Annotated in this window: 22 protein-coding genes; 20 read left to right on the forward strand and 2 right to left on the reverse strand. The window is 54.8% G+C overall.

Features of this window, described 5'->3' with window-relative positions; genetic code table 11:
* The first annotated feature begins 2 nt into the window (after positions 1–2).
* The 16 genes from GVJ63_RS01920 (at position 3) to GVJ63_RS01995 (ending at position 21,622) form a co-directional block, all read left to right on the forward strand.
* Positions 3–4,511, forward strand: coding sequence for an RHS repeat-associated core domain-containing protein (locus GVJ63_RS01920; protein WP_159226341.1), 4,509 nt, complete (start codon positions 3–5; stop codon positions 4,509–4,511).
* Between the two features lie 17 nt (positions 4,512–4,528).
* Entirely contained in the window at positions 4,529–4,744 is a 216-nt protein-coding gene (locus GVJ63_RS01925) for a hypothetical protein (RefSeq protein ID WP_045140453.1), read from the forward strand.
* A 367-nt stretch (positions 4,745–5,111) separates the two neighbouring features.
* Positions 5,112–5,582 (forward strand): hypothetical protein, encoded by a 471-nt coding sequence (locus GVJ63_RS01930; protein ID WP_045140452.1) that lies wholly within the window; start codon positions 5,112–5,114, stop codon positions 5,580–5,582.
* A 457-nt stretch (positions 5,583–6,039) separates the two neighbouring features.
* The gene (locus GVJ63_RS01935) at positions 6,040–7,002 is read left to right on the forward strand and encodes a hypothetical protein (protein ID WP_159226342.1); all 963 of its coding nucleotides are present in this window, start codon (positions 6,040–6,042) and stop codon (positions 7,000–7,002) included.
* Positions 7,002–7,583 (forward strand): hypothetical protein, encoded by a 582-nt coding sequence (locus GVJ63_RS01940; RefSeq protein ID WP_033767031.1) that lies wholly within the window; start codon positions 7,002–7,004, stop codon positions 7,581–7,583. The genes GVJ63_RS01935 and GVJ63_RS01940 overlap by 1 nt, the downstream gene beginning before the upstream one ends.
* Before the next feature lie 268 nt (positions 7,584–7,851).
* A complete protein-coding gene (gene dgcN / locus GVJ63_RS01945; RefSeq protein WP_158149382.1) occupies positions 7,852–8,859 on the forward strand; it encodes an N-acetyltransferase DgcN in 1,008 nt (335 codons plus the stop codon).
* Position 8,860: 1 nt separating this feature from the next.
* Complete coding sequence (gene dgcA, locus GVJ63_RS01950) at positions 8,861–9,826, forward strand: N-acetyl-D-Glu racemase DgcA (RefSeq protein ID WP_159226343.1); 966 nt, start codon at positions 8,861–8,863, stop codon at positions 9,824–9,826.
* Positions 9,827–9,841: 15 nt separating this feature from the next.
* A complete protein-coding gene (locus GVJ63_RS01955) occupies positions 9,842–11,707 on the forward strand; it encodes an ABC transporter ATP-binding protein (RefSeq protein ID WP_159226344.1) in 1,866 nt (621 codons plus the stop codon).
* Positions 11,708–11,729: 22 nt separating this feature from the next.
* Positions 11,730–13,271 (forward strand): glutathione ABC transporter substrate-binding protein, encoded by a 1,542-nt coding sequence (locus GVJ63_RS01960; RefSeq protein WP_159226345.1) that lies wholly within the window; start codon positions 11,730–11,732, stop codon positions 13,269–13,271.
* Positions 13,272–13,353: 82 nt separating this feature from the next.
* Positions 13,354–14,286: an ABC transporter permease gene (locus GVJ63_RS01965; RefSeq protein ID WP_022625789.1), complete on the forward strand. Its 933-nt coding sequence runs from the start codon at positions 13,354–13,356 to the stop codon at positions 14,284–14,286.
* On the forward strand, positions 14,283–15,167 hold the full coding sequence (locus GVJ63_RS01970; RefSeq protein WP_033779339.1) for an ABC transporter permease subunit: 885 nt from the start codon (positions 14,283–14,285) through the stop codon (positions 15,165–15,167). The genes GVJ63_RS01965 and GVJ63_RS01970 overlap by 4 nt, the downstream gene beginning before the upstream one ends.
* A 2-nt stretch (positions 15,168–15,169) precedes the next feature.
* Entirely contained in the window at positions 15,170–16,213 is a 1,044-nt protein-coding gene (locus GVJ63_RS01975) for a P1 family peptidase (protein ID WP_159226346.1), read from the forward strand.
* The gene (locus GVJ63_RS01980) at positions 16,210–17,031 is read left to right on the forward strand and encodes a M55 family metallopeptidase (protein WP_062757493.1); all 822 of its coding nucleotides are present in this window, start codon (positions 16,210–16,212) and stop codon (positions 17,029–17,031) included. Before GVJ63_RS01975 ends, GVJ63_RS01980 begins: the two co-directional genes overlap by 4 nt.
* 399 nt (positions 17,032–17,430) lie before the next feature.
* On the forward strand, positions 17,431–18,339 hold the full coding sequence (locus GVJ63_RS01985) for a LysR family transcriptional regulator (RefSeq protein ID WP_159226347.1): 909 nt from the start codon (positions 17,431–17,433) through the stop codon (positions 18,337–18,339).
* A gap of 374 nt (positions 18,340–18,713) precedes the next feature.
* Positions 18,714–20,402 carry a hypothetical protein gene (locus GVJ63_RS01990; RefSeq protein WP_159226348.1) on the forward strand — a complete coding sequence of 563 codons (1,689 nt, stop codon included), beginning with the start codon at positions 18,714–18,716 and terminating at the stop codon, positions 20,400–20,402.
* Between the two features lie 179 nt (positions 20,403–20,581).
* Complete coding sequence (locus GVJ63_RS01995) at positions 20,582–21,622, forward strand: lytic transglycosylase domain-containing protein (protein ID WP_159226349.1); 1,041 nt, start codon at positions 20,582–20,584, stop codon at positions 21,620–21,622.
* A gap of 55 nt (positions 21,623–21,677) precedes the next feature.
* On the opposite strand, the gene GVJ63_RS02000 is transcribed toward GVJ63_RS01995, so the two are convergent.
* Both GVJ63_RS02000 and GVJ63_RS02005 read right to left on the reverse strand, forming a co-directional pair.
* Positions 21,678–22,736 carry a hypothetical protein gene (locus GVJ63_RS02000; protein WP_159226350.1) on the reverse strand — a complete coding sequence of 353 codons (1,059 nt, stop codon included), beginning with the start codon at positions 22,734–22,736 and terminating at the stop codon, positions 21,678–21,680.
* A 14-nt stretch (positions 22,737–22,750) separates the two neighbouring features.
* On the reverse strand, positions 22,751–23,422 hold the full coding sequence (locus GVJ63_RS02005; protein ID WP_045140441.1) for a hypothetical protein: 672 nt from the start codon (positions 23,420–23,422) through the stop codon (positions 22,751–22,753).
* A gap of 460 nt (positions 23,423–23,882) precedes the next feature.
* Here GVJ63_RS02005 and GVJ63_RS02010 point away from each other — a divergent pair, with 460 nt between their 5' ends.
* From GVJ63_RS02010 to sctJ, 4 genes are all read left to right on the forward strand, one after another.
* Positions 23,883–24,875, forward strand: coding sequence for a sigma 54-interacting transcriptional regulator (locus GVJ63_RS02010; protein WP_159226351.1), 993 nt, complete (start codon positions 23,883–23,885; stop codon positions 24,873–24,875).
* A gap of 141 nt (positions 24,876–25,016) precedes the next feature.
* Positions 25,017–25,256, forward strand: coding sequence for a hypothetical protein (locus tag GVJ63_RS02015; protein ID WP_010245940.1), 240 nt, complete (start codon positions 25,017–25,019; stop codon positions 25,254–25,256).
* Positions 25,257–25,319: 63 nt separating this feature from the next.
* Positions 25,320–25,688 carry an EscI/YscI/HrpB family type III secretion system inner rod protein gene (locus GVJ63_RS02020; protein WP_159226352.1) on the forward strand — a complete coding sequence of 123 codons (369 nt, stop codon included), beginning with the start codon at positions 25,320–25,322 and terminating at the stop codon, positions 25,686–25,688.
* 5 nt (positions 25,689–25,693) lie between these two features.
* On the forward strand, positions 25,694–26,458 hold the full coding sequence (gene sctJ, locus GVJ63_RS02025) for a type III secretion system inner membrane ring lipoprotein SctJ (RefSeq protein WP_159226353.1): 765 nt from the start codon (positions 25,694–25,696) through the stop codon (positions 26,456–26,458).
* Position 26,459: the final 1 nt, after the last annotated feature.

Below are 26,459 nucleotides of genomic sequence, written 5' to 3' on the forward strand. Positions count from 1 at the left end.
CTATGGATAACCCTGCTGCCCGCGTGGGCGACGAGATCATTCACTCCAGCATTTTCGCTGATATCACGAGCATTGTTGCGGAAGGTGCGGCCTATGCCGTCATTGGTGCCGCAGTGGGTGCTGCTATCGTCTCGGCAGCGCCCCTGCTAGGCACAGGGGCGGCAGCGGCGAGTGTGGCAGCCGTGGGTAACAGTTGCCTGCTCAGCGGTATTCTGGGTGGTGTACTGGCCAATGCCGTTGGTCTGTCACAAGAGATCAGCAAAGCGGCCGATGGGCTGGGAAACATGATATTCCCGCCGTCACCTGCCGGAGTAATCGCCAGTGGATCAGTGAATGTCTACGTTAATGGTCTTTTAGCCGCACGCGCGGCCGGGATGCTCACGCCCGGCGAGACACCGCCACCGGAACCACAATCGCCGCAGAGCTTCGCCGACTATGGCGGCATGTTGCTCTCTGCGGTCGGCCAGTTTGGCAGTGCAATTTGGCAGCCCACGGTAGCCTCCGCCGATGCGGGCACCTCTCCGCTGGAGCAGGACAAAGTGGCCTGTGAAAAACACAGTGCACCGCAATATCTGGCTCAGGGGTCGAAAAGCGTCTTTATCAATGGCCAGCCTGCGGTGCGCGCAAAGGATAAAACCACCTGTGACGCCACCGTGAGCGACGATGTTTCCCCCAATGTCATCATTGGTGGTGAAACCGTCACGGTCAGAGAGATCAAAAGTGGCAAGGTGCCAGGTCTGGCCGTGATGATGATCGGCCTTTCCCTCATCCGTGGTCGCCCCAGTCAGATCATCAAAAACATGCCCTGCGCGCTGGCCGGTGCCGTGGGCGGTATGGCGGCGGACATGGCTATCAATGCGGCCTTCTCGTCCCTGTTTCCGGTTCATGCGGCGACCGGCGTCAAAGTCCTTAATGATGATGCCGAGCGCGATTTTTCCCTTCCAGGACGTTTCCCGCTCAGTTTTCAGCGCAGCTATAACAGTCTGACTCAGCGCGCTGGCTTGTTTGGTCAGGGTTGGGCCACGGTGTTTGACAGCTACCTGACGCTGGAAGGGAATCGGGCGACCTGGTTTGATGACAACGGGCGCGAACTGAGTTTTGACGTTCCCGGTGAAAAAGAGGTGCTCTACAGCATCAGCGAAGGGCTGATGGTGCGCCGCAACGAGTCTGGCGATATCGCCATTGCCGATGACGACGGTGCGGTATGGCGTCTTTACAGGCGCACCGCCGCTGATCCTCAGGTGCTGCGGCTGGCTTCACTGAGCGACGAGTACGGTAATGCGCTGGAGATGGGCTGGGATGAACAGGCCCGCCTGGTGCGTATCCATGACGCGCCGCTGGCGATTGACGTCACGCTGCACTACGACGACAAACAGCACGCGCGGCGTCCGACATCAGCCAGCCATTTTGATGGCGATCAGCACTGGCCTCTCACGCGCTGGACCTACAATGATCGGGGCCAGGTTACCAGCGTTACTGATGCCGCAGGCGTTGTCTCACGACGCTTCCGTTACAACGACGATGGATTGATGGTCTGGCACCAACTGCCGGGCGGGCTGGAGAGTGAATATCGCTGGCAGAAGCTGGATCACTGGCGCGTTGTAGAAAACCGCACCAACAGCGGTGATGGCTGCCACATGCATTACGATCTTGAGGCGGGCATCACCCGCGTGTCGACCTATGACGGTCAGCAGCGCGAACACCACTGGAATGCCGCGGGCCTCATCACCTGTTTTATCGACGAGCGCGGCGAGAAGTGGCGCTACGAGTGGGATGAAAACGAACTCCTGACGCGTCGCATCGATCCGCTGGGCAACGCGGTGAGCTTCACCTATGACGATCTGGGCAACCGTGTTGAAGAGAAGGATGCTGACGGTGGTGTGCAGGCGGTGCAATGGCTGTCACACCGTTCGTTGCCCACGGTTGTTGCCGGAGCAGACGGTTCCACAACGAAATACTATTACGATCCCCATCACGGCCTTAAACGCGTTGTTGATGCGCTCGGGCAAAGCACGCTCTATCAGCGGGATGAGTTCGGACTGGTTGTCGAAGAGACTGACGCAGCAGGTAATAGCTACCGCCGTGAGTTTAATGATGCCGGCCAGGTTATCCGTGAAACCGACTGTTCAGGGCTGACCACGCGCTACCGTTATCATCCCCTGGGCTGGCTCAGCTGTGTCATCGCGCCGGATGGTGAAGAAACCCGTTATCACTATGATGCAGCAGGCCGTCCTCTTCAGCTGGAACGCGCAGAAGAATGGGAAGAGCGGTTGCACTGGAGTGAAAACGGACTGCCGCTGGCCTATGAATCGGCTGATGGCAAGCGCAGTGAATTCCGTTACGACAATGTCGGGCGATTGATCGCCAACCGTAATGCGCAGGGTGAGACGGTTCAGCGAAGCTGGGACAGCCGTGGCCGGTTGACGGCGCTGCAAAACGAGAACGGCGAGCAGTATCAGTTCGAGTGGGGCGCAGATTCTCTGTTGCTGGCGCAGGTCGGGCTGGATGGCGTTGCCACGCGATATGACTATGATGCGGCGGGCCGCACGGTATCACGCACCTTTGCCGCCGGACATCCTCAGTCCATTACTCATCGCTATCACTGGAGCCGTGCGGGGCAACTGTTGGCGCGAACCACGCCGGAAGGCCAGACGCGCTATCACTACAGCGGTGGGGGGCACCTGGGCAAAGTGTCGCAGCATCTGCCGCTTTCTGACACCGAGTGGAGCCAGCAGGCCGAGCAGGAGATTACCTTTAAGTATGATGCGCTGGGCCGCATCGTTGCTGAGCAGGGGGAGCAGGGCGAACTGGCGTGGGAGTATGACGCGCTGGGCAACTGCACTGCCTTAACCCTGCCGGATGGCCGCAACCTGAAGCAACTTTATTACGGTAGCGGCCATTTACTGAGCATCGCATTAGACAACCTGCCGGTCACGGAATTTACCCGTGACACGCTGCATCGGGAGCTGAGCCGGACGCAGGGCGGCCTGACCATGCGCAGTGAGTATGATCGCTTAGGCAGACTGCGCCGCCGTGACGTGTTTAAGGGTGACTCACAGCGACCTGCACCGCGCGTCTGGTCCCGCCGGCGCGACTTCGATTACGGCAACAACCTGATCCGTGAAGAGCGCGACGATAATCCGTTCAGCCAGACATTATGGAACTACGATAACGCCGGCCGGCTGTTGTCACAGGACGGTGCGCAGCCGGGTAATGAAAAGTGGCGCTGGGATGGCGCAGGCAACCCGCTGGATCGCCATAGTGCCGCTCATGTCATGCATAACCGCGTCACCGGACTGAACGGTATCCGCTGGCAATATGACATTCATGGCCGTACCACTGAGAAAGATGACGGGCATACCCGCTGGCGATATCGCTATGATGGGGAGCATCGCCTGACGGATGTGATCAGCGAGCCGCGGGACCGCAATAAGCCGCGTACTAAGGTGAGTTTCCGCTACGATCCGCTTGGGCGCCGCATCAGTAAAACCAGCCAGCAACTGTTGCAGGGAAGACCGTCGGGGAACGCCGTCACGACGCGCTTTGTGTGGGAAGGCTACCGCCTGCTGCAGGAAATCCACGACGGGATCCCGCTGACCTACGTTTACAGCGACAGCCAGAGCTATGAGCCGCTGGCGCGTATTGATGGTGTGGAAAGCCCGGAGATTTACTGGTTCCATAATGCGGCCAACGGAATGCCGGAGCTGCTGACTGACGGTGAAGGGCAAAAAGCCTGGGAAGGGATCAACAATCCTTGGGGCAAACTGCTGCGTGAATCCAGCCAGCGGATGCCGGTCGTTCAGCAGAACCTGCGTATGCAGGGCCAGTACCTGGACCGGGAAACCGGACTGCACTACAATCTGTTTCGTTATTATGACCCGGACAGCGGACGGTTTACCCAGCAGGACCCGATAGGGCTGGCGGGCGGGATCAACCTTTACCAGTATGCCCCGAATGCGCTGGGTTGGGTGGATCCGTGGGGGCTGAGTTGTAAGAATGCGTGGAATGCATTCCAGAAAAACACTAAAGGTGTGTTCTCAAGTAGAGGGTGGGCGGCAAAAGCTTATAAGGCAGTTCGCGGTAGGGATAAAGTTACTAATCCTTTCCCTAATCCTAAAACTTACCTTGAACCTGCTTATGTCGCTAAGCATTTATCGATGTTTAAAGATGGTGTTTCTAAAATAACATGGGGTGTAAACCGTGCAGAAATAGGACCTCCTGATGGTCATTTCGTCATGCCTAGTTTTGTTGCAGATGAGATGATAGCAAAATCTGGCGGTAATATTGCTAAATTAGAGAATCTGTTAGGTTTAGAAAAAGGCGAATTAGGGAACTCTCCTGTTCGAGTTGATATACCAAGCCCACAAGGAGTAAGGATGCCAACCGGAAATGAGCCAGGAGCAAATGATTATTGGTTGCCGGGAGGTAAAACTTCAGGCGGTGTTCCAGAAGCTGTAATTGATCAAACACCTGTTAGTGATGCTACAATTACTGACATAATTAAAAAATAAATTTTAGCGAGAATGATATGAATAAGAAAATTTTTAGTGGTTATGGTATTGATATTGTAAAAAGAGATGGTTTTTTTTATATACAATATAACGATGGAAGTTTAGTAGGTAAAGAGATTGAGTCTAAAATAACTGAAGATGAAGCTCTAAAAGCGCAAAAAAGCCCTAAAGATGCCTCTGAGATAATTCTTTTGACACAAAAAAGAGATGGGATTAATACACCCAAGTTTTAAAATATGTTGCTGAGGTTTGATGGAGTTTATAATTATTTTCCGCGAACCTCAAAATTTTACTTTATTATAGCTATATGTCATAAACCACGCTTTTTGGGACCCACTTTTAATGAGGAAAGTGAAATGTAAATTCTATGTGTTTTTTTTAAGATCACACCATTTGGTTGTCATCAGGCTTTGCAAGTTGATTTGGATCCAAAAGTTCCAATGCGTTCAAAGGCAAGACTATATGAGGTTACAGAAGATATATATTTGTAGCCAGAAGGCGTGCTAAAGCTATTCCTAAACATGGATAAGTAAGAGGACGGCAGTTCTATATACCGGAAGAGGCTCGGCTTAAACTGAAACCTGGAAAAGTAATTGATATATGGAAAAAATGATTTTAGAAGAGAGTGGTGCTTTGCTTGTGGATGGAAGTAAAATAGAGCTTTCTTCTTACGAAAAATTCATTAATTCTTCATTTTTTAAATCATCTGATGATCTTATAAGTGTGGGGGGATATTATTTTTCTGCAAAAAATGTCATATGGCACAATGAACCATTCCATGTGCAATTTAGGCCTGCTATTTTTTATATTAATAAGAGCGTATTTCTAATCAGTAAAACTGGTGATTTTTATAAAAACATTAGCAATTGGGAAAAAAGAGCAAATATAAAAGTTTTAATGGATGAAGAGAAAAGACTGTATGAGTGGGTGATGGAAAAGTATCCAAATAATTATAAGGGTGAATTAAAAGACCCTCCTTATGGTCATGTTTGGAGTTTTGAATGGGGGGAGATAACGGTACAGTCGGAAGAGAGATCATTTAATTGTGGAATATATATTGAGTGGGATTGATTTTAAATTATCAATTTCTATTGAGACGTTATTTTATAATGTTGGTACAATAATAAATTAACAAGGTTTCAACTTTTATAAGTTAGTCGTTGATAATGAATGCTGATATGCGATAGTGGTTTGGTGTTTGTTTTCGTACTGCTGGCAGGAATGATAAATAGACCCACTGGCGATATTTACACGATGATGAGGGTTTTCTGATGAATGTTATTTCAGATGGTAATTAATCTTTAATAATCTTTTTCTGATGGAATTTATGGCTGCTGTTGGATGTCATTATTGAAGTACTGATAAATAGAACAGCTGGCACTTTTCATTCAATCAGAAAATGATAAGCTTGTTCGTCGATTGCATAATTACTGATATATAATCCTGGTGCAATAATGAGGAATTTTTCTCTTCGAATTTAAGATCTAAACAACTCTACTTTATCATTATGAGCCTATAAGGAGATAAAATGAACCTGCCAGGAATGAATCCCGAAAATAACTTACCGGGTTATGACATCGCGAGGATGACCGGTTATGGGGCACCTGATTTTGATTTCAAAGCGCTGGGTGCAGCAATGGATTGTACTCGGGAGTTTTATCAGGCTGGCATCATCTATGCAGATGGCGCACAGCGTTATCTTGTTCGGCCTGGTCAGCGTCATCCTAATGGTCAAAGTGGTATCGTTACACATCTGATTGTGACCAAAATGCCTAAGCAAGCCACAGCGTCTAATACGGGCAAGTCACTTAGTGAAGCAGTAAGCGTAACCTCAATGGGAACGGAGATTGCCTCGACCGTGCTTTCCTGTGGTGCAATGATTATCACAGCTGGTGTAGCGGTTATCGGCGCTTCAGCAACGCCTATAACCGCTGGCAGTAGCGGCGTGCTTGTTGCTATTGGTTATGCTGGCGCTGCCGCAACAGGCGTGCAATGTGTCAATGGTATTTACCGGGTTTATGATCTCGTCGAAAATGGTGGTGAAAACGTAGCGTGGCTGGACTCTCAGGATTGGTACGTTGCCACTTCAACGTCTCTTGACCTTATTTCACTAGCCAGTGTGGGCGGTGCGTTAAAAGAAGCCCTGGCAACATGGCGAGCGATGAAATCAGTCTCTTCTTTAAAAGCAACGGAGTGGCTCCGGAACTATCCAAGGCAGGACCGGGCTCGCCTTACTGAATTAATCATTAAGGCACAAAACCCTGGTATAAGTAATAAAGAGCTTAAAGCCGCCATCCGTGCAGGACTTTATCCAAAGCGTTTCCCTGTAGAGTCGGTGCAAAAAGAACTTGTTAAGCAACTCGCGCAGGTCGTTACGAGCGCAGCTGCTGTGGCAGGCAGTGCTGTCAGTGGTATCATTGCTGCTCCAGGTAATGTGCCACGCTCCGGGCGCTATATTGTGGGGACAATTCAATCACTGGCGGTATTTTAATGCAATTTCTATCATGGCTTGTCGGGCGAAATATCACTGAACTACTGCAACATGGTCGCGAAATAGATCAGCTAATCGCACGGCAGGATAATTCGATACTTGCCCGTTCCACTACAGAGCTTGAACGTTATTTTAAACAGCCTGCTGAGTCGCTTCCCAGGCAAAACGGCTTCCCGGTTGCGATAGTGCTGATGCTGTTGCTGGTTTCATTTGCATTTAATTTGCTGACGTTTCTGCACGCTTTACCTCCGCTCAGTCCACAGATACATGCGTTGAGTTTTTTTGTTCCCTCAATCGTCGTTATTGGCGCGATACTCACGGCCAGTTACCTGCTTGCGCGAGGCCATACAGCCGGTGTGGCGGGGCTGGCTTACGTCTGTGCGATGTTGTTTATATCGACCGTTTTACTCTTGAGCTACAGCGTAGTTACGGGTAGCCACTCGGGTCTGTGGCTGCTTCTGGCACTCGCGGCTTTGGTGGGGGCTCGCTGGATACTTAACGGGCAGGCTTTCATCCTTTTTGCCATTTACTGCCGGACACAACGCCTCGCCAGCGTCGCCCGGCAGCGTCGCATGAAATAACCCATACTGATCTGTAGTACTGTTATCGCGGAATACCCATTCCGCGACTCTCTTCTATTTTTCTCTCAACACGATCTTTTTCCTATGACCCACTCCTTCTTTTAATCCATACCCTGTCCAATACCCCTGAAAAACCCACCCATCATCACTATTACCTCTGGCTATAACCTGCCGTTATACCCTCCTGCTAAACAAGCATTCGTCACCTTTCAGAACGCATGAAATAGTGGTTTCAGAACCTGATCTTTTGGCTGAAACGAGAGACAACATGCTAATCCCACAACCCTATTTACTCTTTCTTGGCGATGTTACCGATCCCCTTGCGGCAAAAACGGCGCGCGGTATTCATATCTGGCGGCCGGAGCAGTGCGTTGGCGAAATTAAACTGCCGGGCTGCACGGTCAGTCTGGGTCTGGATGAACTGGATATTCCCGGCGCCAAAGCGCGCGGAGCGAAAACGCTGGTGCTTGGCACTGCCAATGCCGGGGGCTATCTGCCAGCGCACTGGCTTGAAACGATCAAAGGTGCCATTAAAGCAGGCATGAATGTGGCCAGTGGTCTGCACCATCGGCTGGTAGACGAACCGGAACTGGTGACGCTTGCGCAGGCTTCGGGCGTTGAGCTTTTTGACCTGCGTCATATGCGTCCAGCGCTCAATGTGGGCAGCGGTAAGAAGCGTTCAGGTAAGCGGATACTGACCGTGGGTACAGACTGCTCAGTGGGCAAGATGTACACCTCACTGGCGCTGGAAGCGGCGATGCGTGCGCGCGGCCTGAAAGCTGATTTTCGTGCCACGGGGCAGACCGGGATTCTGGTCGCAGGGGAGGGCATCGCTGTCGATGCGGTCATCGCTGATTTTATTGCCGGTGCAGCAGAAGCGCTTTCACCGGCGAATGACGAGGACCACTGGGACATCGTTGAAGGCCAGGGCTCACTGTTCCACCCCTCTTATGCGGGCGTCAGTATGGGGCTGATGCACGGTGCGCAACCACACTGGCTGGTCATGTGCCATGAAATGGGACGTCCTCATATGCGTCATTTACCACACCAGCCCATGGTCAGCCTGCAGGCGTGCGTTGAAGCCAATCTGCGTGCCGCACAGGTGACCAGTGAGTCGGTTCAGCTGGCTGGCTTTGCTATCAATACCTCCAATTACAGCGAAGAAGAGGCGCTCGCTTATTGCGCCGAAATCAGCGCTGAGTTTGGCTTACCGGCCACAGATCCGGTGCGTTTTGGTATTGATGAGATCGCCGCATTGCTTCAGGAGCGTGGCTGAAATGAGAAAGTTGCAGATTGATGTGGTGAAGCTGCCGCTGGCGCGACCCTTTGCTATCGCACGCGGTACCCGCACCGCCGTGACGGTCATCCGTGTCACCCTGGAGCAGGAGGGATTCATCGGGCAGGGCGAATGCACCCCGACGGCCCGCTACGATGAGACGCCGGATAGCGTTCAGGCCATGCTCGAAGCGGTACGCACTGACATTGAGTCGGGCCTCAGCCATCATGATCTGCAACACCGCTTACCCGCCGGTTCAGCGCGCAACGTGCTGGACTGTGCACTATGGCGACTTGATGGCGCACGGGCTAATCAAACGCTTTGGCAAAAGAGCACCTGCTCTCAGCCAGAGTCGGTCATTACGGCAGAAACCCTTAGCCTTGATACGCAGGAATGTATGGCTCTGGCGGCGGCGGATGCTGTGTCACGTGGTGCCCTCCTGCTCAAAATTAAGCTCGACCGTAATGCGATTCTGGAAAAAGTGGCGGCGATTCGCGCGGCGGCACCGCATGCCACGCTCATTATCGATGCCAATGAAGCCTGGTCGGGTCTGGAACTGGAAAGCCTGCTGGTGGCGCTTAAGGCCTTCAACATCGCGATGGTGGAGCAACCCCTTCCCGCCGGACAGGACCATGACCTGTTACGTTTCAAACATCCCATACCGGTCTGTGCCGATGAGAGCTGCCATACGCGGGCGGATATTGCCGGACTACGCGATCGCTACGAGATGATCAATATCAAGCTGGATAAATGCGGTGGCCTGACTGAAGCGCTGGCGATGGTGGATGAAGCCCGGACGCTCAATATGCGCATTATGGTCGGTTGCATGCTGGGCTCGTCACTGGCCATGGAGGCCGCATTGCCCGTCGCGGTTAACGCTGAGTTCGTCGATCTGGATGGCCCCATCTGGCTAGCCGCCGACAGTTCTCCTTTCCTGAGCTACTCCCAAGGCCGTATCTGGCTATAACTCTGTGAGGCGACGATGACGGACACACAACGTACTTCCCCTGCAACCCGTTCTGCCTCTGCCTCTCCCGTGCTGGCGATTCAGGATCTCAGCGTCTCGTTTCATGGACGCAGCGGTGAGAATCAGGCACTCAAAGGCATCAGTTTTGCCATTCATCCAGGTGAAATCGTCGCCGTCGTGGGTGAAAGCGGCTCAGGTAAATCTGTCACGTCGCTGGCTGTGATGGGCTTGCTGGCAAACAACGGCCGTGTCGATGGCGGCAGCATGCAGTTCCGCGACCGCAGCGGAAAAATGCATGCGTTAGAAAAGCTGGATGACGCTCAGCGCCGCACGTTGCGTGGCCGTGAAATGGCGATGATCTTTCAGGAGCCCATGACCTCGCTGAATCCGGTGCTGCGCATTGATGATCAACTTACCGAGGCATTACGCGATCATCAACAGTGCGACAGAAAGCAGGCCCATGCGCGGGTGCGTGAATTGCTGCGACAGGTGCGTATCGCCGATGTGGATCGCGTCATGAAAAGCTATCCTCACTCGCTGTCAGGCGGCATGCGGCAGCGTGTGATGATTGCGCAGGCCCTTGCCTGTGACCCACAACTCCTGATTGCCGACGAGCCTACCACAGCGCTGGATGTCACCGTACAGGCGCGCATTCTCCATATTCTGCGTGAGCTGCAACGCGAGAAACAAATGGCGGTGCTGTTTATCACTCATGATATGGGCGTGGTAGCGGAAATCGCCGATCGCGTGGTGGTCATGCTGCGTGGCGAAGTGGTAGAGCAGGGAACCGTGTCTGAGATTTTTGCCGCCCCGCAGCATGCGTATACCAAAGCGTTACTGGCGGCAGTACCAAAACTCGGTGATATGCGGGAACACACATGGCCGCAACGCTTTCCTCTGCCCGGTGCCCGCGAGACTGTGCAAGGCGAACAGCATACCGCTCGCTATGACGTTGCGCCGCTGCTGGATGTGCGCGGATTAAAAGTCTATTACCCGATTCGCAGCGGCATCTTATCGAGCCTGACGCATCATGTGCATGCGGTTGAGCAGATTGATTTCAGCCTGTGGCCAGGTGAGACCCTGGCCATCGTGGGTGAAAGCGGCTGCGGCAAATCGACAACCGGACGGGCGCTGATGCGCCTTATCAACAGTGAAGCTGAAAGTATTCACTTTGAAGGAAAGGAAATCTCTGACCTGAAAGAGGCAGAATTCCAGCCGCTCCGCCGTGAAATTCAGATGGTGTTTCAGGATCCCTATGCGTCACTGAATCCCCGCCTGACAGTGGGTTTCACCATTGCCGAGCCGTTGCTGTTACATGGCATGGTCTCCTCGCTTGAACAGGCTTCCCCACAGATAGACGCGCTGCTGAAGAGCGTCGGTCTCCTGCCAGAGCACGCGCGTCGTTATCCGCACGAATTTTCTGGCGGTCAGCGTCAGCGTATTGCCATTGCCCGCGCGATGGCGCTGAAACCGAAAGTGATTATTGCTGATGAAGCGGTATCGGCCCTTGATGTCTCGATTCAGGCGCAGGTGGTTAATCTGATGATGGACCTGCAGCAGCAAACGGGCGTGGCATGGATTTTCATCTCTCACGATATGGCGGTCGTCGAGCGTATTGCTAATCGCGTCGCGGTGATGTACCTCGGCCAGATTGTGGAGCTTGGACCGCGCCAGTCTGTATTTAATCAGCCGCAACACCCCTATACCCAACGACTGCTGGCCTCCGTGCCGGTAGCGGATCCCGAAAACCGTCAGCCCCGTATTTTCGATGACAGCGAAATCCCCTCGCCGTTGCGTAAGGTGGGTGAAACGGTCACTAAAACCCGATATCGGCAGGTTGCCCCCCAGCACTGGGTAGCTGACGGCAATGCATTGCAATAATCCTTAACGACCAGGAGAATTTATGAAAACGCTGTTTCGCCGTACTTCGCTCGCCCTCGCATTGACGACGACGCTGGTCATGACTGCGCAGGCACAGGATCTGCGCATTTCAATGTATGCCGATATCACGGGGCTGGATCCGCACGACACCTCGGATAATGTCAGCTACTCGGTTCAGAGCGGCATCTTTGAGCGCCTGTTCCAGTTTGATTCCCGGATGAAGCTGCAACCCTGGCTGGCGACCGGTTATACCTCTAATGACAGTGCCACCGAATTTACGCTGACGCTGCGCAAAGGCGTTACCTTCCAGGACGGTACCCCTTTTGATGCAGACGCCGTCAAAGCGAACCTTGATCGTCTGGCAGATCAGAAAAAAGGGCTGAAGCGTAACAGCCTCTACAAAATGATTGATAAGGTCACGGTGCTGGCACCCGACCAGGTAAAAATCGATCTGAATCAGTCGTTCGGAGCCTTTATCAACACCCTGGCGCATCCTTCCGCGGTGATGTGGAGCCCGTCAATTCTTAAGCAATATCCGGACGAAGCGCAGTTGCGACTGCATCCGGTGGGAACCGGTCCGTTTACCTTTGTCGACTGGAAACCGGGCAAAGCCGTTACGCTGGCCAGATATGCAGGTTACTGGCAGCAGGGATGGCCTAAAGTCGACCATGTCATCTTCTCTCCAAGTCCCGAAGATGCGACACGGGTGGCAGCGTTGAAGTCGGGTCAGGTGGACGCCATCTGGCCATTGCCTTCAGACCTCATCGCGGCCGTTCAGCAGGACAGCCACCTCTCCATTCAGCGCGATCCGAGCATTTACCTTTATTACATGGCGATCAACACGCAGCACAAGCCGCTGGCCGATGTTCGGGTGCGTCAGGCGATCAACTATGCGATTGACCGTAATCTGTGGCTGAAAGTGGCCTTTGCCGGTCTGGGCAAACCTGCCACATCCGCGATCCCGGAAGGCGTACAGTTCTATCAGAAACAGAACGATCCTGATTACGGCTATGCGCCGGATAAGGCCAAAGCCTTGCTGAAAGCGGCGGGTTATCCGGAGGGACTGGATCTTAAGCTCTGGGTGACCAACGCCACGGCGAGCGTCCGTGCCGCTCAGGTGCTGAAAGCGCAACTGGCCACGGCGGGCATTCGTGCCACGGTAACACCGATGGATTCTGGCACGCGCAACGCTAAGTTGTGGGGCGTTCAGGACCCGAAAAAGGCGGAGTTTGACCTCTATTATGGCGGCTGGTCGACCTCTACAGGGGATGCCGACTGGGCGCTGCGTCCGCTGTTTGCCACCGAGTCCTGGGTTCCGACCTCGTATAACGTCTCCTATTTCAGTAACCCTGATGCAGACAAAGCGATTGCTGCCGGGCTGGCGACGGCCGATCCGGCAAAGCGTGGCATCGCCTATGCACAAGCGCAAAAGGTGTTGTGGAAAGAAGCACCAGTGGCGTTCCTTGGCACGCCAGACAATCTGGTCGGCAAACGCAACACGCTGAGCGGCGTTTCGATGCTGCCTGATGGCAATTTACTGTTCACTCAGGCGTCCTTTAAATAAGACGGTCTCTTCTTCCTCGTCCCCTGTCCGGAACGGATGAGGGACGCGAGGAGGCCAGTCGTACCTCATTTCAGGGAATGGCATGTTTGCATACATCATTCGCCGATTGCTGGAGATGATCCCGGTTTTGCTGGTGGTCTCGTTGCTGGTTTTCGGTTTTATCAAGCTCATGCCGGGCGACCCGGCGCGTATTTATGCCGGACCGGATGCGCCGGTTGAGGCGATCGAAGCGGCGCGTCAGCATCTCGGGCTTAACGATCCGCTGCCGCAGCAGTATTTTCACTGGATCGGCAACCTGTTGCAGGGCGACCTGGGCACCACTTATCGTACCCAGCAACCGGTGCTGGAGGTGATCAAAGAGGGCTTTATGCCGACGCTGTGGCTCGCCTTAGCGGGTTTTACCTGGTCCGTCATTCTCGGTTTGTTATTCGGCGTGATGGCTGCACTGAAACGTGGAAGATGGCAGGACTGGACGCTGATGAGCGTGGCGGTCGGCGGCATTTCGATGCCAGCCTTCTGGCTGGGGCTGTTGCTCATCCAGTTCGTCGCGATGCCTTTTGGGCTGTTTTCGGTCAGCGGCTTTAACAGGGCCAGCGATATAGTCCTGCCCGCCATCACGCTGGGTTCGTCGGTTGCGGCGGTAATGGCGCGTTTTACCCGCTCGGCCTTTCTTGAGGTGGCGCAGGAAGATTACGTGCGTACCGCCAAAGCCAAAGGGCTGCGTAACCGCCTGGTGACGTGGAAACATGTGATGCGTAATGCGCTCATCCCGGTGATTACCATGCTGGGCTTGCAGTTCGGTTTTCTGCTGGGCGGATCCATCGTGGTGGAGAGTGTTTTCAACTGGCCAGGGTTAGGCTGGTTATTGATTGAGTCGATCAAAGCGCAGGATCAGCCGGTGATTCAGGCGCTGGTGATGCTGTTCGTGTTTGAATTTATTGTGATTAATCTGCTGGTCGATCTGCTTTACGCGGTGGTCAATCCGGCCATTCGTCTGCGACAGGAGCCAAAATGATTATTCAATCGCTGACTGAAAATCCGCCTCAGATTATTCGTTCGCCGTGGCGCGATTTCCTGCATGCCCTTGTGCGGAACCCTCTGGCGCTGGTCTCAGGCGGGTTTGTGCTGCTGTTGATTGTGGTGGCGATTTTTGCGCCCTGGCTGGCGCCCTGGGATCCCATGGCTCCGGACTGGATGGCATTATCGTCGCCGCCAACGGCGGCACACTGGATGGGGACCGACGAACTGGGGCGCGACCTGCTCAGCCGCATTATCTATGGCGCGCGGATCTCGCTCTATATCGGCGTGCTGTCGGTGACGATCGGCATGCTGGTCGGGGTCATGCTGGGCTTACTGGCGGGCTATTACGGCGGTTGGGTTGATATGCTGATCATGCGGGGTGCCGACGTATTATTCGCGTTCCCGGGCATGTTGCTGGCCATTGCGGTGGTGGCGCTGCTGGGGACGGGTCTGAACAATGTCATTATCGCAGTCGCGGTATTCAGCGTGCCGGTATTTGCCCGCATCGTGCGGGCTTCGACGCTCTCTCTGAAACAGGCTGCCTATGTTGAAGCCGTGCGCTGTGCCGGTGCACCAGACAGAGTCATTATCCTGCGGCATATTCTGCCCGGCACGCTTTCCAGCGTGATTGTCTATTTCACTATGCGCATTGGCACCAGTATTCTGACAGCCGCGGGCCTGAGTTTTATTGGACTGGGTCCGGAGCCTGACGTGCCTGAATGGGGCAATATTCTGGCGATGAGCCGAAGCATGATGATGGCCGGATCGTGGCACATGAGCGTATTTCCGGGGCTGGCGATCTTTATTACCGTGCTGGCATTCAATCTGCTTGGGGATGCGCTGCGCGACACGCTCGATCCAAAACTCAAGGGCTGACTATGGATTTCCAACAATTGCAGCGTGAACTGCTGCTGAACCGCTGGCGTGATCTGCGTCAGCTCGGGCAGCCGCGAAGCGCCTGCGGACCCACTAATCGAATCAGCGATGTTGCGTGCGTGCGTGTCGGACATTGCACGCTGAATGAAGGCGAAAAGCAGACTGGCGTAACCGCTATCGTACCGTCGGGCGGCAATCTGTTTCTCACGCCGCTGCCGTGTGGGGTGGAGGTCCTGAACGGCTTTGCGAAACCCATCGGACTGGTTCAGATAGAGGAGCTTGGCGTGCTTCAGACGCCGATTTTGCTCAGTAACACGCTGGCGGTCGGCACGCTGTTTACCACGCTGGTGCGGGATGCCATCCGTCGTAACCCGGAACTGGGACGAACACTGCCCACGGTCAATCCGCTGGTGCTGGAGTGCAACGATGGCTGGCTGAATGATATCCAGGCGCTGGCCATCACTGAAGCGATGGCGCAGGAGGCATTGCAGACGGCCTCAGCGGACTTCGCGCGCGGCAGCGTCGGCGCGGGGCGCGGTATGAGCTGTTTCAGCCTGAAAGGGGGAATCGGAACCGCCTCGCGGGTGATTCCCTCGCTCAACGCCACGCTTGGCGTGCTGGTGCTGGCCAATTTCGGCGCACTGGAAGCATTAACGCTTGATGGCGTTCGGGCTGGCGAGATGATCGCGCCGCTGCTGGCCGGGGAGACGCCGCAGCTGGATGCCGGTTCTGTCATCATCATCATGGCGACGGATGCACCGCTGGACGCACGTCAGTTAAAGCGCATCGCGAAGCGAGCCGGTGCCGGCCTGGGACGGCTGGGCAGTTACTGGGGCCACGGCTCGGGCGATATTGCGGTGGCGTTTTCAACGCAACCTCTGCCGCGACCGCCACAGGACGACACGCTGGAGCTGCTGCTTGCTGCAGCGGCAGATGCAACTGAACAGGCTGTACTGGATGCTTTGCTGAGCGCTGAGGCTGTTACCGGCTTTCGCGGTCATCATCGCCCCTCACTGATGCAGATTCTGGATAGATTAACGACATGAAAATTTTTATCTCGGCCGACATTGAAGGCATCGCGGGTGTCATGCGCCCGGAGCAATGTACACCCGGCCACCCGGAACATCAGCTGGCCCGTGGTCTGATGGAGCAGGAAGTGAATGCTGCGATTGAGGGGGCTTTTGCAGGTGGGGCAACGGAAGTGGTGGTGGCAGACAGCCATGCGCAGATGACCAATTTGCGTGCGGAAAATATCGATCCCCGCGCCCGGCTGGTGCAGGGAAAACCCCGTGTCCTGTCGATGGTGGAAGGGATAGAGCAGCAGACGTTCGACGGGCTGTTTCTGGTGGGATTTCACAGCGCAGCAGGTGAACCCGGCGTACTGGCGCATACCATCAACGGCCGGGCATTCTGGCGTATCCATATCAATGGTCTGGTGATGGGAGAAACCGATATTTATGCGGCCGCCGCTGCTGAGCACGGCACGCCATTGCTGCTGGTCACTGGCGACGATCAGTTACAGAGCTGGATTGCGGAACACTACTCAGCGGTTGAATACGTCTGTGTAAAACGCGCCATTTCTCATACCTGCGCGGAATCAATCAGCCCACAAGCGGCACAGCGTGCGATCGCTGCCGCAGCAAGCGCCGCACTGCAACATCCCCCTCAGGTGAGCACGAGCCGCCTGACGGCACCTTACGCTATGCGCCTTCAGGCCACTAAACCGGTGCTGGCCGATCTGTTCAGCCTGATCCCCGGCGTCACGCGCCTGGATGCCGTTACCGTGGCGTATCAGGCGGAGAATATGGAGACGTTAATCAGCTTACTCAGTGCATTCTCTTATCTGGCGAGCACACAGTCATAGCGAAATTATCCCGGGCTGCATGCAACGTCAGCCCGTTAAGCCCACCGTTCCGGTTCTCCTGAAACCGCGCTGCCAGGCACACGCCTGTAGTGCGGGCTGTGCATGCGTATCTTCCCTCTGACGAGTCAGAATCGCTGCTGGCTTAAATCCGCGCAACCCACGCTGCTGACCAGGGCTCCTTTTATTGCACTACGGCAGCACGAACCCCGCTCCCTGCAGGGGCTTCAGTCAGGACTGCCGGGTGCGGATGGGGGCGAGACAGGCAGCTGAGCCTGCACCGGTTTTGCGGTACAGTTTTTGCAACAGAATAATGATTGCTCTCTCACCCTCCGCCCGGACCTGATCGGGCAGCCTGTCGGAGAGGCCTTCGTTTTCGGTATTCATCCAGGGTAAATAGTCATGCGGCTCCGCCATATAGAGGTCTTTCAGGCCATCGTACAGACCGGCAGCATCAGCGCTGCGGCGCGCTTACTCAATGTTTCACAGCCGAATATCAGCCGTGTTCTGAATCATGCTGAACAGCAATTGGGATTTGCGCTGTTTGAGCGACGTATACAGGGAATGAGTGTGACGGCAGAAGGACGACGTCTGCTGCCTGAAATAGACGATCTCTGCCAGCGCCTGCAATCTATCACCCAGCTTACCGAACAGCTGCGGCGGGGCGAAAGGCAATTAGTTCGCGTCGGCGCGGCTCACGCTTTTGGTCAGATGGTGCTGGCGCCCGCATTGGTCACCTGGCGGCAACAGATGGCCTCGGTCAGTGTCGAACTGGTCACCGAGCACTTTAGTACCTTATGCCAGATGATTCTGGATAATCAGCTCGATTTCGCGCTGGTTTTTGGTCAGCAGGTCGATGCGGATCTTCTGGCTGAACCTCTGTTTCAGTCTTCGATGGTCGCATTGTTACCGCTCAATCATCCCCGTAATGAACCCGTTACGCTTGCGTGGTTATGCAACAATAATTTACTGATGATGCAGGCTCAGGATCCGCTTGGACGCGTACTTCACCGAGCGCTGCGCGATAAAAAACTGAATCCCGCCGTGTCGTTGTCGATTAAAACCTATTCGGTCATTGCGGATATGGTGCTGGCAGGCGGCGGCACGGGCGTCGTGGATCTCTTCACCGCCTGTCGCTATGCCGAACAGCTAAAGCTGCTACCCATAGCACAGCCCCTGCCGTTTGAAGTGATGCTGATCAGCCGCCGTGACCAGCCACAGTCGCAGTCCACTCTGCAGCTTAAGCAGGTCATCCGTAACAGACTGTGGGAGATCGCCCGGCAGTGCGAAGCGCAGTTTATTCGGGGCTGAATAAGCGCCGCGCTTCACCGCTACCCATCCGGCTATTTTGTGAGATGCATCACAAAATTTTTAGAATTTCTTCCTGATTTGAAACCAGGCTCGCTCGCGCATCACTCAACCCTGACGCTGCGGGGTGAGTTGCTCATTTCGCAAGTTATCAACTGACCGGTTAGTGATAACCGGCACAACCTGGCGGAGTGAGAATTATGGATGGAATTAGACGCACACCTTCCCCTGCACATCACGAAACGATTGAAATGCCCACGCGCGGTGGGCCATCAACAACTGAAGTCACTGCTACAACCCCTGCTGCGAGGGCTCGTTCTGCTGAGATTAGCCGTATTACAGCTACTCTGCATAACGCGTGTAAAGGCGGAGAGAACGTGCGTGATTACCTGGCAGGAATCGCTGTCACCCTGCACGATGAATTGCACCAGACGGACGATCAGGTAAAAGATGTCATCAAAATGGCTCACAGCTGCGACACGATGATCATGGCCAAGGCAAAGGGGGCGATTGGAATGACCTATGCCCTTTCCGGTGTACCTGGCGATCTGGTCGGCAAGGGGATAGCTAGCGCAATGAAGCTGGAGCCGGGCACGCCCATGCACAACTTTGTCGCTGGCGTAGCGGGGGGGATGACTGCAGTGGCTTTTAAAGCGGTGCTCACTCGGGTTATCGGTAGCAGCATCCAGGATTCGAGATGGATGCAGGCAGATATGGATGCACTGGAGCCTCTTATGAAAGATGAGGCAGAAAAACGCGAGACATTTGGGCATAAATTAAAAATGACGGCGCTGGGCGGGACGGGCTTTAACGTCCGCAACCCGGTGACGGGTGGAATTTCCAGTGCAACCCAGCTATTACCCGAAAATAAGCCGCGGCCAGAACCGATGGGGATTATACAGGGTGCGCTCAAGCCGGGTTATGCCATCAACCAGATAGCAGGTTTTGGCCTGACTTCCGCTGCCGGTGCATTGAGTGGAGTTGTGGAAAACTACTACGACAACCTGCACGGCGCGGAGTTTTTATTTGGCCGTAACGACTGGAAGGATCGTTATATGTCGCTGTCCAGCGGGCACACGAATAGTGGCGAGGGGAGCCACTTCGATGCGGTGTGGGAACACGCCAAAGCACCAAAACGTTGGGTTGAAGGCGTTACAACGCTGAGTGCATTAAGTGCGGTAGCCTCTGAGACGATGGAAGCGCTCGGTTTGGGCATCGGAGCGGGGGCGGCACGTGTGACCAAAGGTGGTGCAGAGAAGCTTTTCACCTCCGGCAAGACAAGTGCGGCAGAGACCGCTTTGGATCTGGCGAACAAATCCGGCTTCCGCGTTTCCCGCGAAAGCATTGGCAATGCGGCGGCCCTGGTGCCAAACGCCTATTCTTACCTGCAACAGGGGGTGTTCGGTCTTCTTTATCAGGAGGCTGAGCGAGCAGTGGCAAACAAGCTGCACCCGAAGCCCGCCGACGCGACAGAAGAGGAAGCCCCGGTGAGTTCAGGGGCGAGAACACCTGAAGGCGCGCCAGCACCCAGCGTGGGTACCGAGGCGAGAACCCCGGCCGGCACGCCAGCACCGAGTGTAGGTACTGAGGCGAGAACCCCGGAAGGCACGCCAGCACCGAGTGTCGGTACCGAGGCGAGAACGCCTGCCGGTACGCCAGCACCCAGCACCGGTACCCGGGCGAAAGGGCCGTCAGAAGAAGGCGAATCGGACAGCGACAGCGTACATTCGCATAACTCCGGGCCATTACGTAATACCCCGCCTGAGCGTTCATCAGAAATGCGCGCTGCGGGTGATACCTCTGCATGGTGGCACTCGTTCCCTGACCTGGCGAATATCAAAAGCCCACAGCCTGAGAAGTTAACCCAGGCTGACTATGAGGCCATCATCGCCGTCCTTGAAGCTGAAGCAGAGAAGATGAGCGAGCGCATTGCCGAGATGATACCGCTGCCGGACTCCTTACCGACATCATCAGCATCATCAGTGACATCCGGGTCATCTGCGTCATCAGAAGCTGCAGGGCCTGCAGGATCGCCAGAACCTGAAGAAACGAAAAAAGCCTCCTGATACCACACCTTAAAAGCCGCAGCGATGCGGCTTTTTTTTTACGCCGAATTTGCGCTGTCTCACGCGCTGCCCGGAACTCCCGCCTCGCGCTTTCCACTCAATCGTACCCCGGCCATAGCGGGAGAAAGGCGCCAGTCTGGCTGGCGCTAACGATGATGCTTTGTTGAGAGGAGAGAAGAATGAATATCTCGTCAGGTTCGGCTTTCGGGCCGATACAGCCGCAACTGCCTGATTTTAGCGCGCTCGATGAAAAAAATTTAGCCTCGTTTACTCCGCCAGATTCTGGCGCCAGTGGCCAGGTGATTAACTTTGGCAATGATGCCATGAGCGGCACGGATTTCAGTAGTCTCACCGCCACGCCCGACAGTGTGAGCAACCGGGATCCGATGCAGATGCAGGAGCTGATGCAGCAACTGGGGCCGCAAATAGAGGCATTGCTGCAACTGCTATTAATGCTGCAACAGCTCTTCGCTGGTCAGCAGCAAAATAACAGCGCAGGAGGCGGGCGTGGCGGCGGTACCGATATGCCGGGCACCTCAGCAGAAGAGGGGGCTTCGCTCACCGCACCGTATAATGCCGCGATGCAGCAGACTGTTAACCCGACTGAATCCGCTTCTGCACAGCGACCGCTAACGGCCAGTACAATGCCACAGCCAGGTACGGCTTCTGATGCTGCACTAAATACGCCTGCCCGGCAGACGCCAGCATCCGGCGGCGTCCCGCTGATAAAAGGCGAGTCGGGGTTACATTTACCTGCCCCGTTACTGGATCATGAGCAGGCGATAATGCGTGCCGCCAAAGAGACTAGCCAGGCGCCTGAAGTGCTGGCAGCGCAAATCTGGCAGGAGTCGCGCGGAAAAACAGAGGCGACCACCGTGAACGGCGGTAATGGCCTTTCCGACAGCGGCCTGATGCAGGTTAATTCCAACACCTTCGCCGATCTGCAAAGCAGATACCCGCATCTGCTGGGGCCAGATGCCAGCCCGTCCAGCCCTGAAGACAGCATCATGGCTGGCGCGCTCTATCTGAAAGAGCAGCGGGAGGCTTTTGGGGGCGATCCCGGTGCCGGGTTGCGAGCTTATAACTCAGGCCCAGGGAATGTGAATGTCAACGATCTGACGGATATCTCGAAAACCGGAACCGGCGATCCGACCTATGTTGGAAAAGTGCTCAACTTTGCCGACATTATCTCCAGCGGCAAAGGCACGTTACCTGCATAACGCGCAAAAAAAGTCCCTGTACCGGGTACAGGGACAAACATGAGCAGCCTCAAAATCAGGCAAACGGCGGCGGTTCGTTCTTGCCTTTCCCCCCGCTATTTTCCACCGCAATCTGTACGGTATCGGTCGCTGCCGTGATGCCCCAGCCAATCGGCCCACGCGCCGCGCTCATTCCACCCTCGGCCAGTCCTTTCAGGCCACCGGTAAAGACTTCGCCCACATTGCGGGCTTCGCCAATATTGTTAAAGAAAGGCGCGGCAACAGATTTGAGAATCGGGATGTTCGACAATATTTTGCCGAACTCACCCATGCCCCACTGGAAGTTGTCTTTATTGGTACCATCCATACGAACGTGCGAATCATTCGTCTCCGGCAACTGTTTATTCTCCGGTAGCATCTTCAGACCCTGTTCGGCGATATCCTTCAGTACACCCGCCTCGGTACCGTGGCGCGCGTCACCATCTTTGGTGATGCCCTCTATTTTGTCGTTAGCTGAGATCTCCTTCCGCTCGCTGCCATCACGCGCATTCAGGCCTTTTATGCTGTTTAACACGCAGGCCATGTTATACGCCGCATCAGCACGACTCTTCGGATCTTTATTGGCATCCGTCCAGTCGCCGAAGCGCTCTTTTAGCTCTGCCTGCTTGATATCTTTCTGGTTGCCAAGGTTTTTCAGCACCGGGTTTTCATCAATGATCTGTTCGGCGCTGCGGTTATCACCCGGTGGACGACCCTTCAGATTCTCCTCCGTCGGCCTGACGCGGATGTCCTTCTCACTGGTTCGCATGCCATCGCCCGGTGCCTGTGGAATATCTTCACCGGATGTTTCGCTGGCAAATAACGCCGTGGGCACCGTCCCTTCTTCAGCGGCTGCCGGATCGACAAGCGCCCCCAATCCAGCCTGCGTTAAAAGCTGATCAAGCTCTCGGATCGGATCGGACAGGCCCGCCAGCGGCGTTCCGCTCCCACCGGAGTAGCTGATGGGGAGATCGCTGCCCGGGACCGGGAACGCGGAGCCGGGCAGGGGAGTGGATAATGGCAGGTTACCCGGCAGTGGCCTGCCGGGTGAAAAAGCGGGGGTTATTCCCCCCCCGCCAGGTATTGGCATAACCATACAAGCCCCCTGAGTTAGCTTTGCGGATTTTTCTGGGAAGATTGCCCCTCACCGCCGCCCAAAAGCCCCTGCAACAATGAAGAAAGCCCTAACAGGGACAGCAGGTTTTGCATCATTCCGCCCTGTTGCCCCCCATTGTCAGTTGCTCCCTGAGCCGGTGCCTGTGGTGCATTACCGCCAGATTCTCCGCTGTCTGCCCCTTTACCTTTATCTATCCCCATCATCTGCTGGAGCAGTTGCTGAAGCATCTGCATCAGCTGCTCAAGCGGATTGCCGCTGTGATTCGTGCCCTGTGAAGGTGCAGGCGTGCCCGGTTGCTCCGGCTGCTGCGCCTTATTACCGCCGCCCAACAGCTGTTGCAGGCCTGTCAGCATCATAATCTGCTGCAGTAAGCCGCCGCCCGACGGGGCGTCAGGCGAGTTTGCACCGTTTGCCTGGTCGTTTTTCTGACTTCCGCCTGAACCGGTCAGCGAAGCCAGTGTGCTCAGGCCGTCAAAGGCATTACTGGCAAAATTGAGCGGGCCTGTTTTCGCATTATTGAGAAAAGGTAACGACGATTTTCCGGGCTGATCAGGTAAGTCAGGTTTACCTGACGGACTCCCCCCCGTCTTGCCTGGCATATTTGCCGGAGGCATATCGATTTTGTTCGCGTTTGTAGCCCCACCACCAAATCCTGGAATCTTCATGAATTTATTCCTCAGAGTTAATAAGTCAGCGATTGATTGGGCAGCAACAGCGGTAACATTTTGCAATCCTGATTACTGCCGATTGCACAATTTTACCGTTCAGGCTGATGCTACCTCGCACTGTGAGTGGTAGTTGTCCCGTGATGGTTCCACTAAAAATGTTCCTTTGTGATGCGGGTTCAGATTTATAAAAATCCAGCGGCACCGCCATTAAGAAATTATCATTCTGTTTTTGAAGGTTTTTCTGTGAGTCCTGTAGGGTAATCCTTACCGGTTGAGCGTCTATCCCTACAAGATAATAATCCTGGACTGATAGCGGGGATGACCTGATTGGGTGAGAGTGAGGCCGCGGTAAATTTGTAATTCTTTGCATCAGGCTCTGCTTCCAGAACATCCACAAGTGCTGAACGAGCAGCGCGCCTCATGTAAGGCGCGCTTATGCGAAGCTAATGGAGAATGTATGGTTCGTCTTTACAGGACACAGTCAGGCCACGGGACTGTCGATGAGGAGAGTGAGGATAACGTCTTACGCCAGGTTGATTCCCGCCCGGATGCGGCGGCGGGTTACCCGGAGCCCGTAACCGATATCCATACTCATCTGTATAAGATTTTAAATACGATTGCACCGTTAAACATAGATGTCTTAATCGAGGGAGAAACGGGTACAGGGAAAGATGCACTGGCCCAGCGGCTGTATCAACTTTCCGGCTGTCGTGGCCCGATGGTGCCGGTCAACTGTGCGGCCATCCCGGAGACACTTGCCGAAAGCGAGCTGTTTGGGGTCATGGCCGGGGCGTTCACCGGCGCAACCAGTTCCCGTGCCGGGTATATTGAGAGTGCTAATCACGGCGTGCTGTTTCTGGATGAAATAGACAGTATGCCGCTCACGATGCAGGCTAAGCTGCTGCGTGTACTGGAAAATCGCGCGGTAGAGCGACTGGGCAGCACCAAAAGTATCGGGCTGGATCTGCGGGTGGTTGTCGCCTCGCAAATTCCACTGGCGCAGCTGGTGGCTCAGGGCCGTTTTCGTCGGGATCTCTTCTTTCGCCTCGACACAATTAAAATTTCCACGCCAACCGTGCGATCACGACCGGAGCTGATTTTGCCCATGTTTCGCCAGTTTACGCAGGAGGCGGCGCTGCGTCTGAATCAGCCTCTGCCGGCAGGATCGCTCGCGCTTGATGAGACCCTGCTGCTGCATAGCTGGCCGGGAAATATCCGCGAGCTGAAAGCGGCGGCAGAACGCTTTGTGCTGGGCTTACCGCCGCTGTGCTGCGAGATAAAGCAGGAAGGGCGCGTGTTATTAAAAGACAGAATGCGGCGCATTGAGCGCAGCCTGATTCACGACTGCCTGAACCGGCACGACAATCGTATCGATGATGTCATTCTTGAGTTAGGAATTCCCAGGCGCACCCTTTATCACCGCCTGAAGCTGTTAAAACTTACCGCCTGATATATCGCCCACCTCTCTTGCCGTGGGCCAGCAGGCTTAATCTGCATAAATATTTTCTTTGCGATGGAACCGGATAGCTTCATTGATTACTTAATGAATGCAACACCCAACTACAACCTATCATCAACGCGAGGAATGACTATGTCAGGTGCTAGCTTACTTTCCAACGGGATCACCAACGCAGCTTCTGCTTACACTCAGGTTGCCGGTGCTTACAACGGTGCGAAATATATGGTCCGTTCGCAACAGGCGATGGACAAGATGCAGGAAAACCAGGCCGATAAAATGGATCGCGATGTAGAGTTCCAGCGCATTAACGGCATCGCCGAAAGTAATGCGCAGGCCGCGTCAGCCGCAGCCCAGGTCAAAATTCAGTACTAATCGACTCCGGCAGGGAGGTGTTTTTTTGTCTCCCTGCTCTCTAATCCCACAGGAGTTTTACTGATGAAAGTCTCTCAATCTTCCTTGCTCACTTCAGAACCGGTTCCGTCAGTCGAAATGTACCAGGAAGCACCGTCGGCGGAAGATATTCAATGGTTTAATGCAAAGCTTAATGGCCCTGCGCCTGACAGCAGCCAGATGGACTCTTCAGAGCCTGGCGTGGTCGGCAATATTCTGCAATCGCTGAGCGGCAACCAGCGTGCGCAAAAAGAAGCCTTTAACGATCTCAGAGTCGCTTCGCGGTCATCCAGTGCGGAAGATTTCTCCCGCGCCAATGCGCAGCTCTCTGATTACTATATCGAGAGTCTGATGAACGCCAAAGTGATCGCCAAAACCGTTCAGTCAGTCGATAAACTCAGCAACCTGCAGTGAATCTTATGAATGGCGCTGTCATTAAATGCTTCTGTGCTCTGTGCCTGGTGCTACTGCTTACCGGCTGCGGTGATCAGACCCAGTTGCACAGCGGACTGTCAGAAAACGATGCCAACGATGTGGTGGCGGAACTGAGCCGCTTTAAGATTGAGGCGGATAAACAGGTTTCTAAAGAGGGGGTCAGCGTTAGCGTCGCGCGCAGTGACATTGAGCGGGCGGTGAATATCCTCAATGCCGCCGGACTGCCTCATCAGGCGCGAACCAGCCTTGGCGCGGTTTTTCAGAAAAGTGGTGTTATCTCCAGTCCGCTGGAGGAGCGCGCCCGCTATATTTATGCGCTGTCACAGGAGGTAGAAGCGACACTGTCACAAATTGATGGCGTCGTGGTGGCGCGTGTGCATGTCGTATTGCCCGAGCGTATCGCCCCCGGCGAGCCGGTTCAGCCCGCTTCCGCCTCGGTATTTATCAAATATCATGAAAACCTCGATCCGGACAGTATCGAACCGCGCATTCGCCGGCTGGTGGCAACCAGCATTCCGGGGCTGGGCGGGCGCGATGACCGCGATCTGGCGATTGTCTTTGTCCCGGCGAAAGCCTGGCAGGATAAAATTGAAATGGTGCAGCTGGGGCCGTTTCAGCTTAGCCCGGAACGTTACGGGATGGTCAAGATAGTTACAACATGCTTTGGGGTGCTGCTGCTGTTACTCGTGGCAAATGCGTTCATTCGTCAGGCTCTGAGTCGTAAGCGCCTGGCTGCACAGGCGAAGTGAT

The sequence above is a fragment of the Pantoea sp. 18059 genome (genome assembly GCF_902706165.1).
Taxonomy (GTDB): Bacteria; Pseudomonadota; Gammaproteobacteria; order Enterobacterales; family Enterobacteriaceae; genus Pantoea; species Pantoea agglomerans.

What these genes read in the sequence shown, in the direction of transcription:
- GVJ63_RS01920 (WP_159226341.1), top strand. Translation starts at nt 3, where the DNA reads ATGGATAACCCTGCTGCCCGCGTGGGCGACGAGATCATTCACTCCAGC.
- GVJ63_RS01925 (WP_045140453.1), top strand. Translation starts at nt 4,529, where the DNA reads ATGAATAAGAAAATTTTTAGTGGTTATGGTATTGATATTGTAAAAAGA.
- GVJ63_RS01930 (WP_045140452.1), top strand. Translation starts at nt 5,112, where the DNA reads ATGGAAAAAATGATTTTAGAAGAGAGTGGTGCTTTGCTTGTGGATGGA.
- GVJ63_RS01935 (WP_159226342.1), top strand. Translation starts at nt 6,040, where the DNA reads ATGAACCTGCCAGGAATGAATCCCGAAAATAACTTACCGGGTTATGAC.
- GVJ63_RS01940 (WP_033767031.1), top strand. Translation starts at nt 7,002, where the DNA reads ATGCAATTTCTATCATGGCTTGTCGGGCGAAATATCACTGAACTACTG.
- dgcN (WP_158149382.1), top strand. Translation starts at nt 7,852, where the DNA reads ATGCTAATCCCACAACCCTATTTACTCTTTCTTGGCGATGTTACCGAT.
- dgcA (WP_159226343.1), top strand. Translation starts at nt 8,861, where the DNA reads ATGAGAAAGTTGCAGATTGATGTGGTGAAGCTGCCGCTGGCGCGACCC.
- GVJ63_RS01955 (WP_159226344.1), top strand. Translation starts at nt 9,842, where the DNA reads ATGACGGACACACAACGTACTTCCCCTGCAACCCGTTCTGCCTCTGCC.
- GVJ63_RS01960 (WP_159226345.1), top strand. Translation starts at nt 11,730, where the DNA reads ATGAAAACGCTGTTTCGCCGTACTTCGCTCGCCCTCGCATTGACGACG.
- GVJ63_RS01965 (WP_022625789.1), top strand. Translation starts at nt 13,354, where the DNA reads ATGTTTGCATACATCATTCGCCGATTGCTGGAGATGATCCCGGTTTTG.
- GVJ63_RS01970 (WP_033779339.1), top strand. Translation starts at nt 14,283, where the DNA reads ATGATTATTCAATCGCTGACTGAAAATCCGCCTCAGATTATTCGTTCG.
- GVJ63_RS01975 (WP_159226346.1), top strand. Translation starts at nt 15,170, where the DNA reads ATGGATTTCCAACAATTGCAGCGTGAACTGCTGCTGAACCGCTGGCGT.
- GVJ63_RS01980 (WP_062757493.1), top strand. Translation starts at nt 16,210, where the DNA reads ATGAAAATTTTTATCTCGGCCGACATTGAAGGCATCGCGGGTGTCATG.
- GVJ63_RS01985 (WP_159226347.1), top strand. Translation starts at nt 17,431, where the DNA reads ATGCGGCTCCGCCATATAGAGGTCTTTCAGGCCATCGTACAGACCGGC.
- GVJ63_RS01995 (WP_159226349.1), top strand. Translation starts at nt 20,582, where the DNA reads ATGAATATCTCGTCAGGTTCGGCTTTCGGGCCGATACAGCCGCAACTG.
- GVJ63_RS02000 (WP_159226350.1), bottom strand. Translation starts at nt 22,736, where the DNA reads ATGGTTATGCCAATACCTGGCGGGGGGGGAATAACCCCCGCTTTTTCA.
- GVJ63_RS02005 (WP_045140441.1), bottom strand. Translation starts at nt 23,422, where the DNA reads ATGAAGATTCCAGGATTTGGTGGTGGGGCTACAAACGCGAACAAAATC.
- GVJ63_RS02010 (WP_159226351.1), top strand. Translation starts at nt 23,883, where the DNA reads ATGGTTCGTCTTTACAGGACACAGTCAGGCCACGGGACTGTCGATGAG.
- GVJ63_RS02015 (WP_010245940.1), top strand. Translation starts at nt 25,017, where the DNA reads ATGTCAGGTGCTAGCTTACTTTCCAACGGGATCACCAACGCAGCTTCT.
- GVJ63_RS02020 (WP_159226352.1), top strand. Translation starts at nt 25,320, where the DNA reads ATGAAAGTCTCTCAATCTTCCTTGCTCACTTCAGAACCGGTTCCGTCA.
- sctJ (WP_159226353.1), top strand. Translation starts at nt 25,694, where the DNA reads ATGAATGGCGCTGTCATTAAATGCTTCTGTGCTCTGTGCCTGGTGCTA.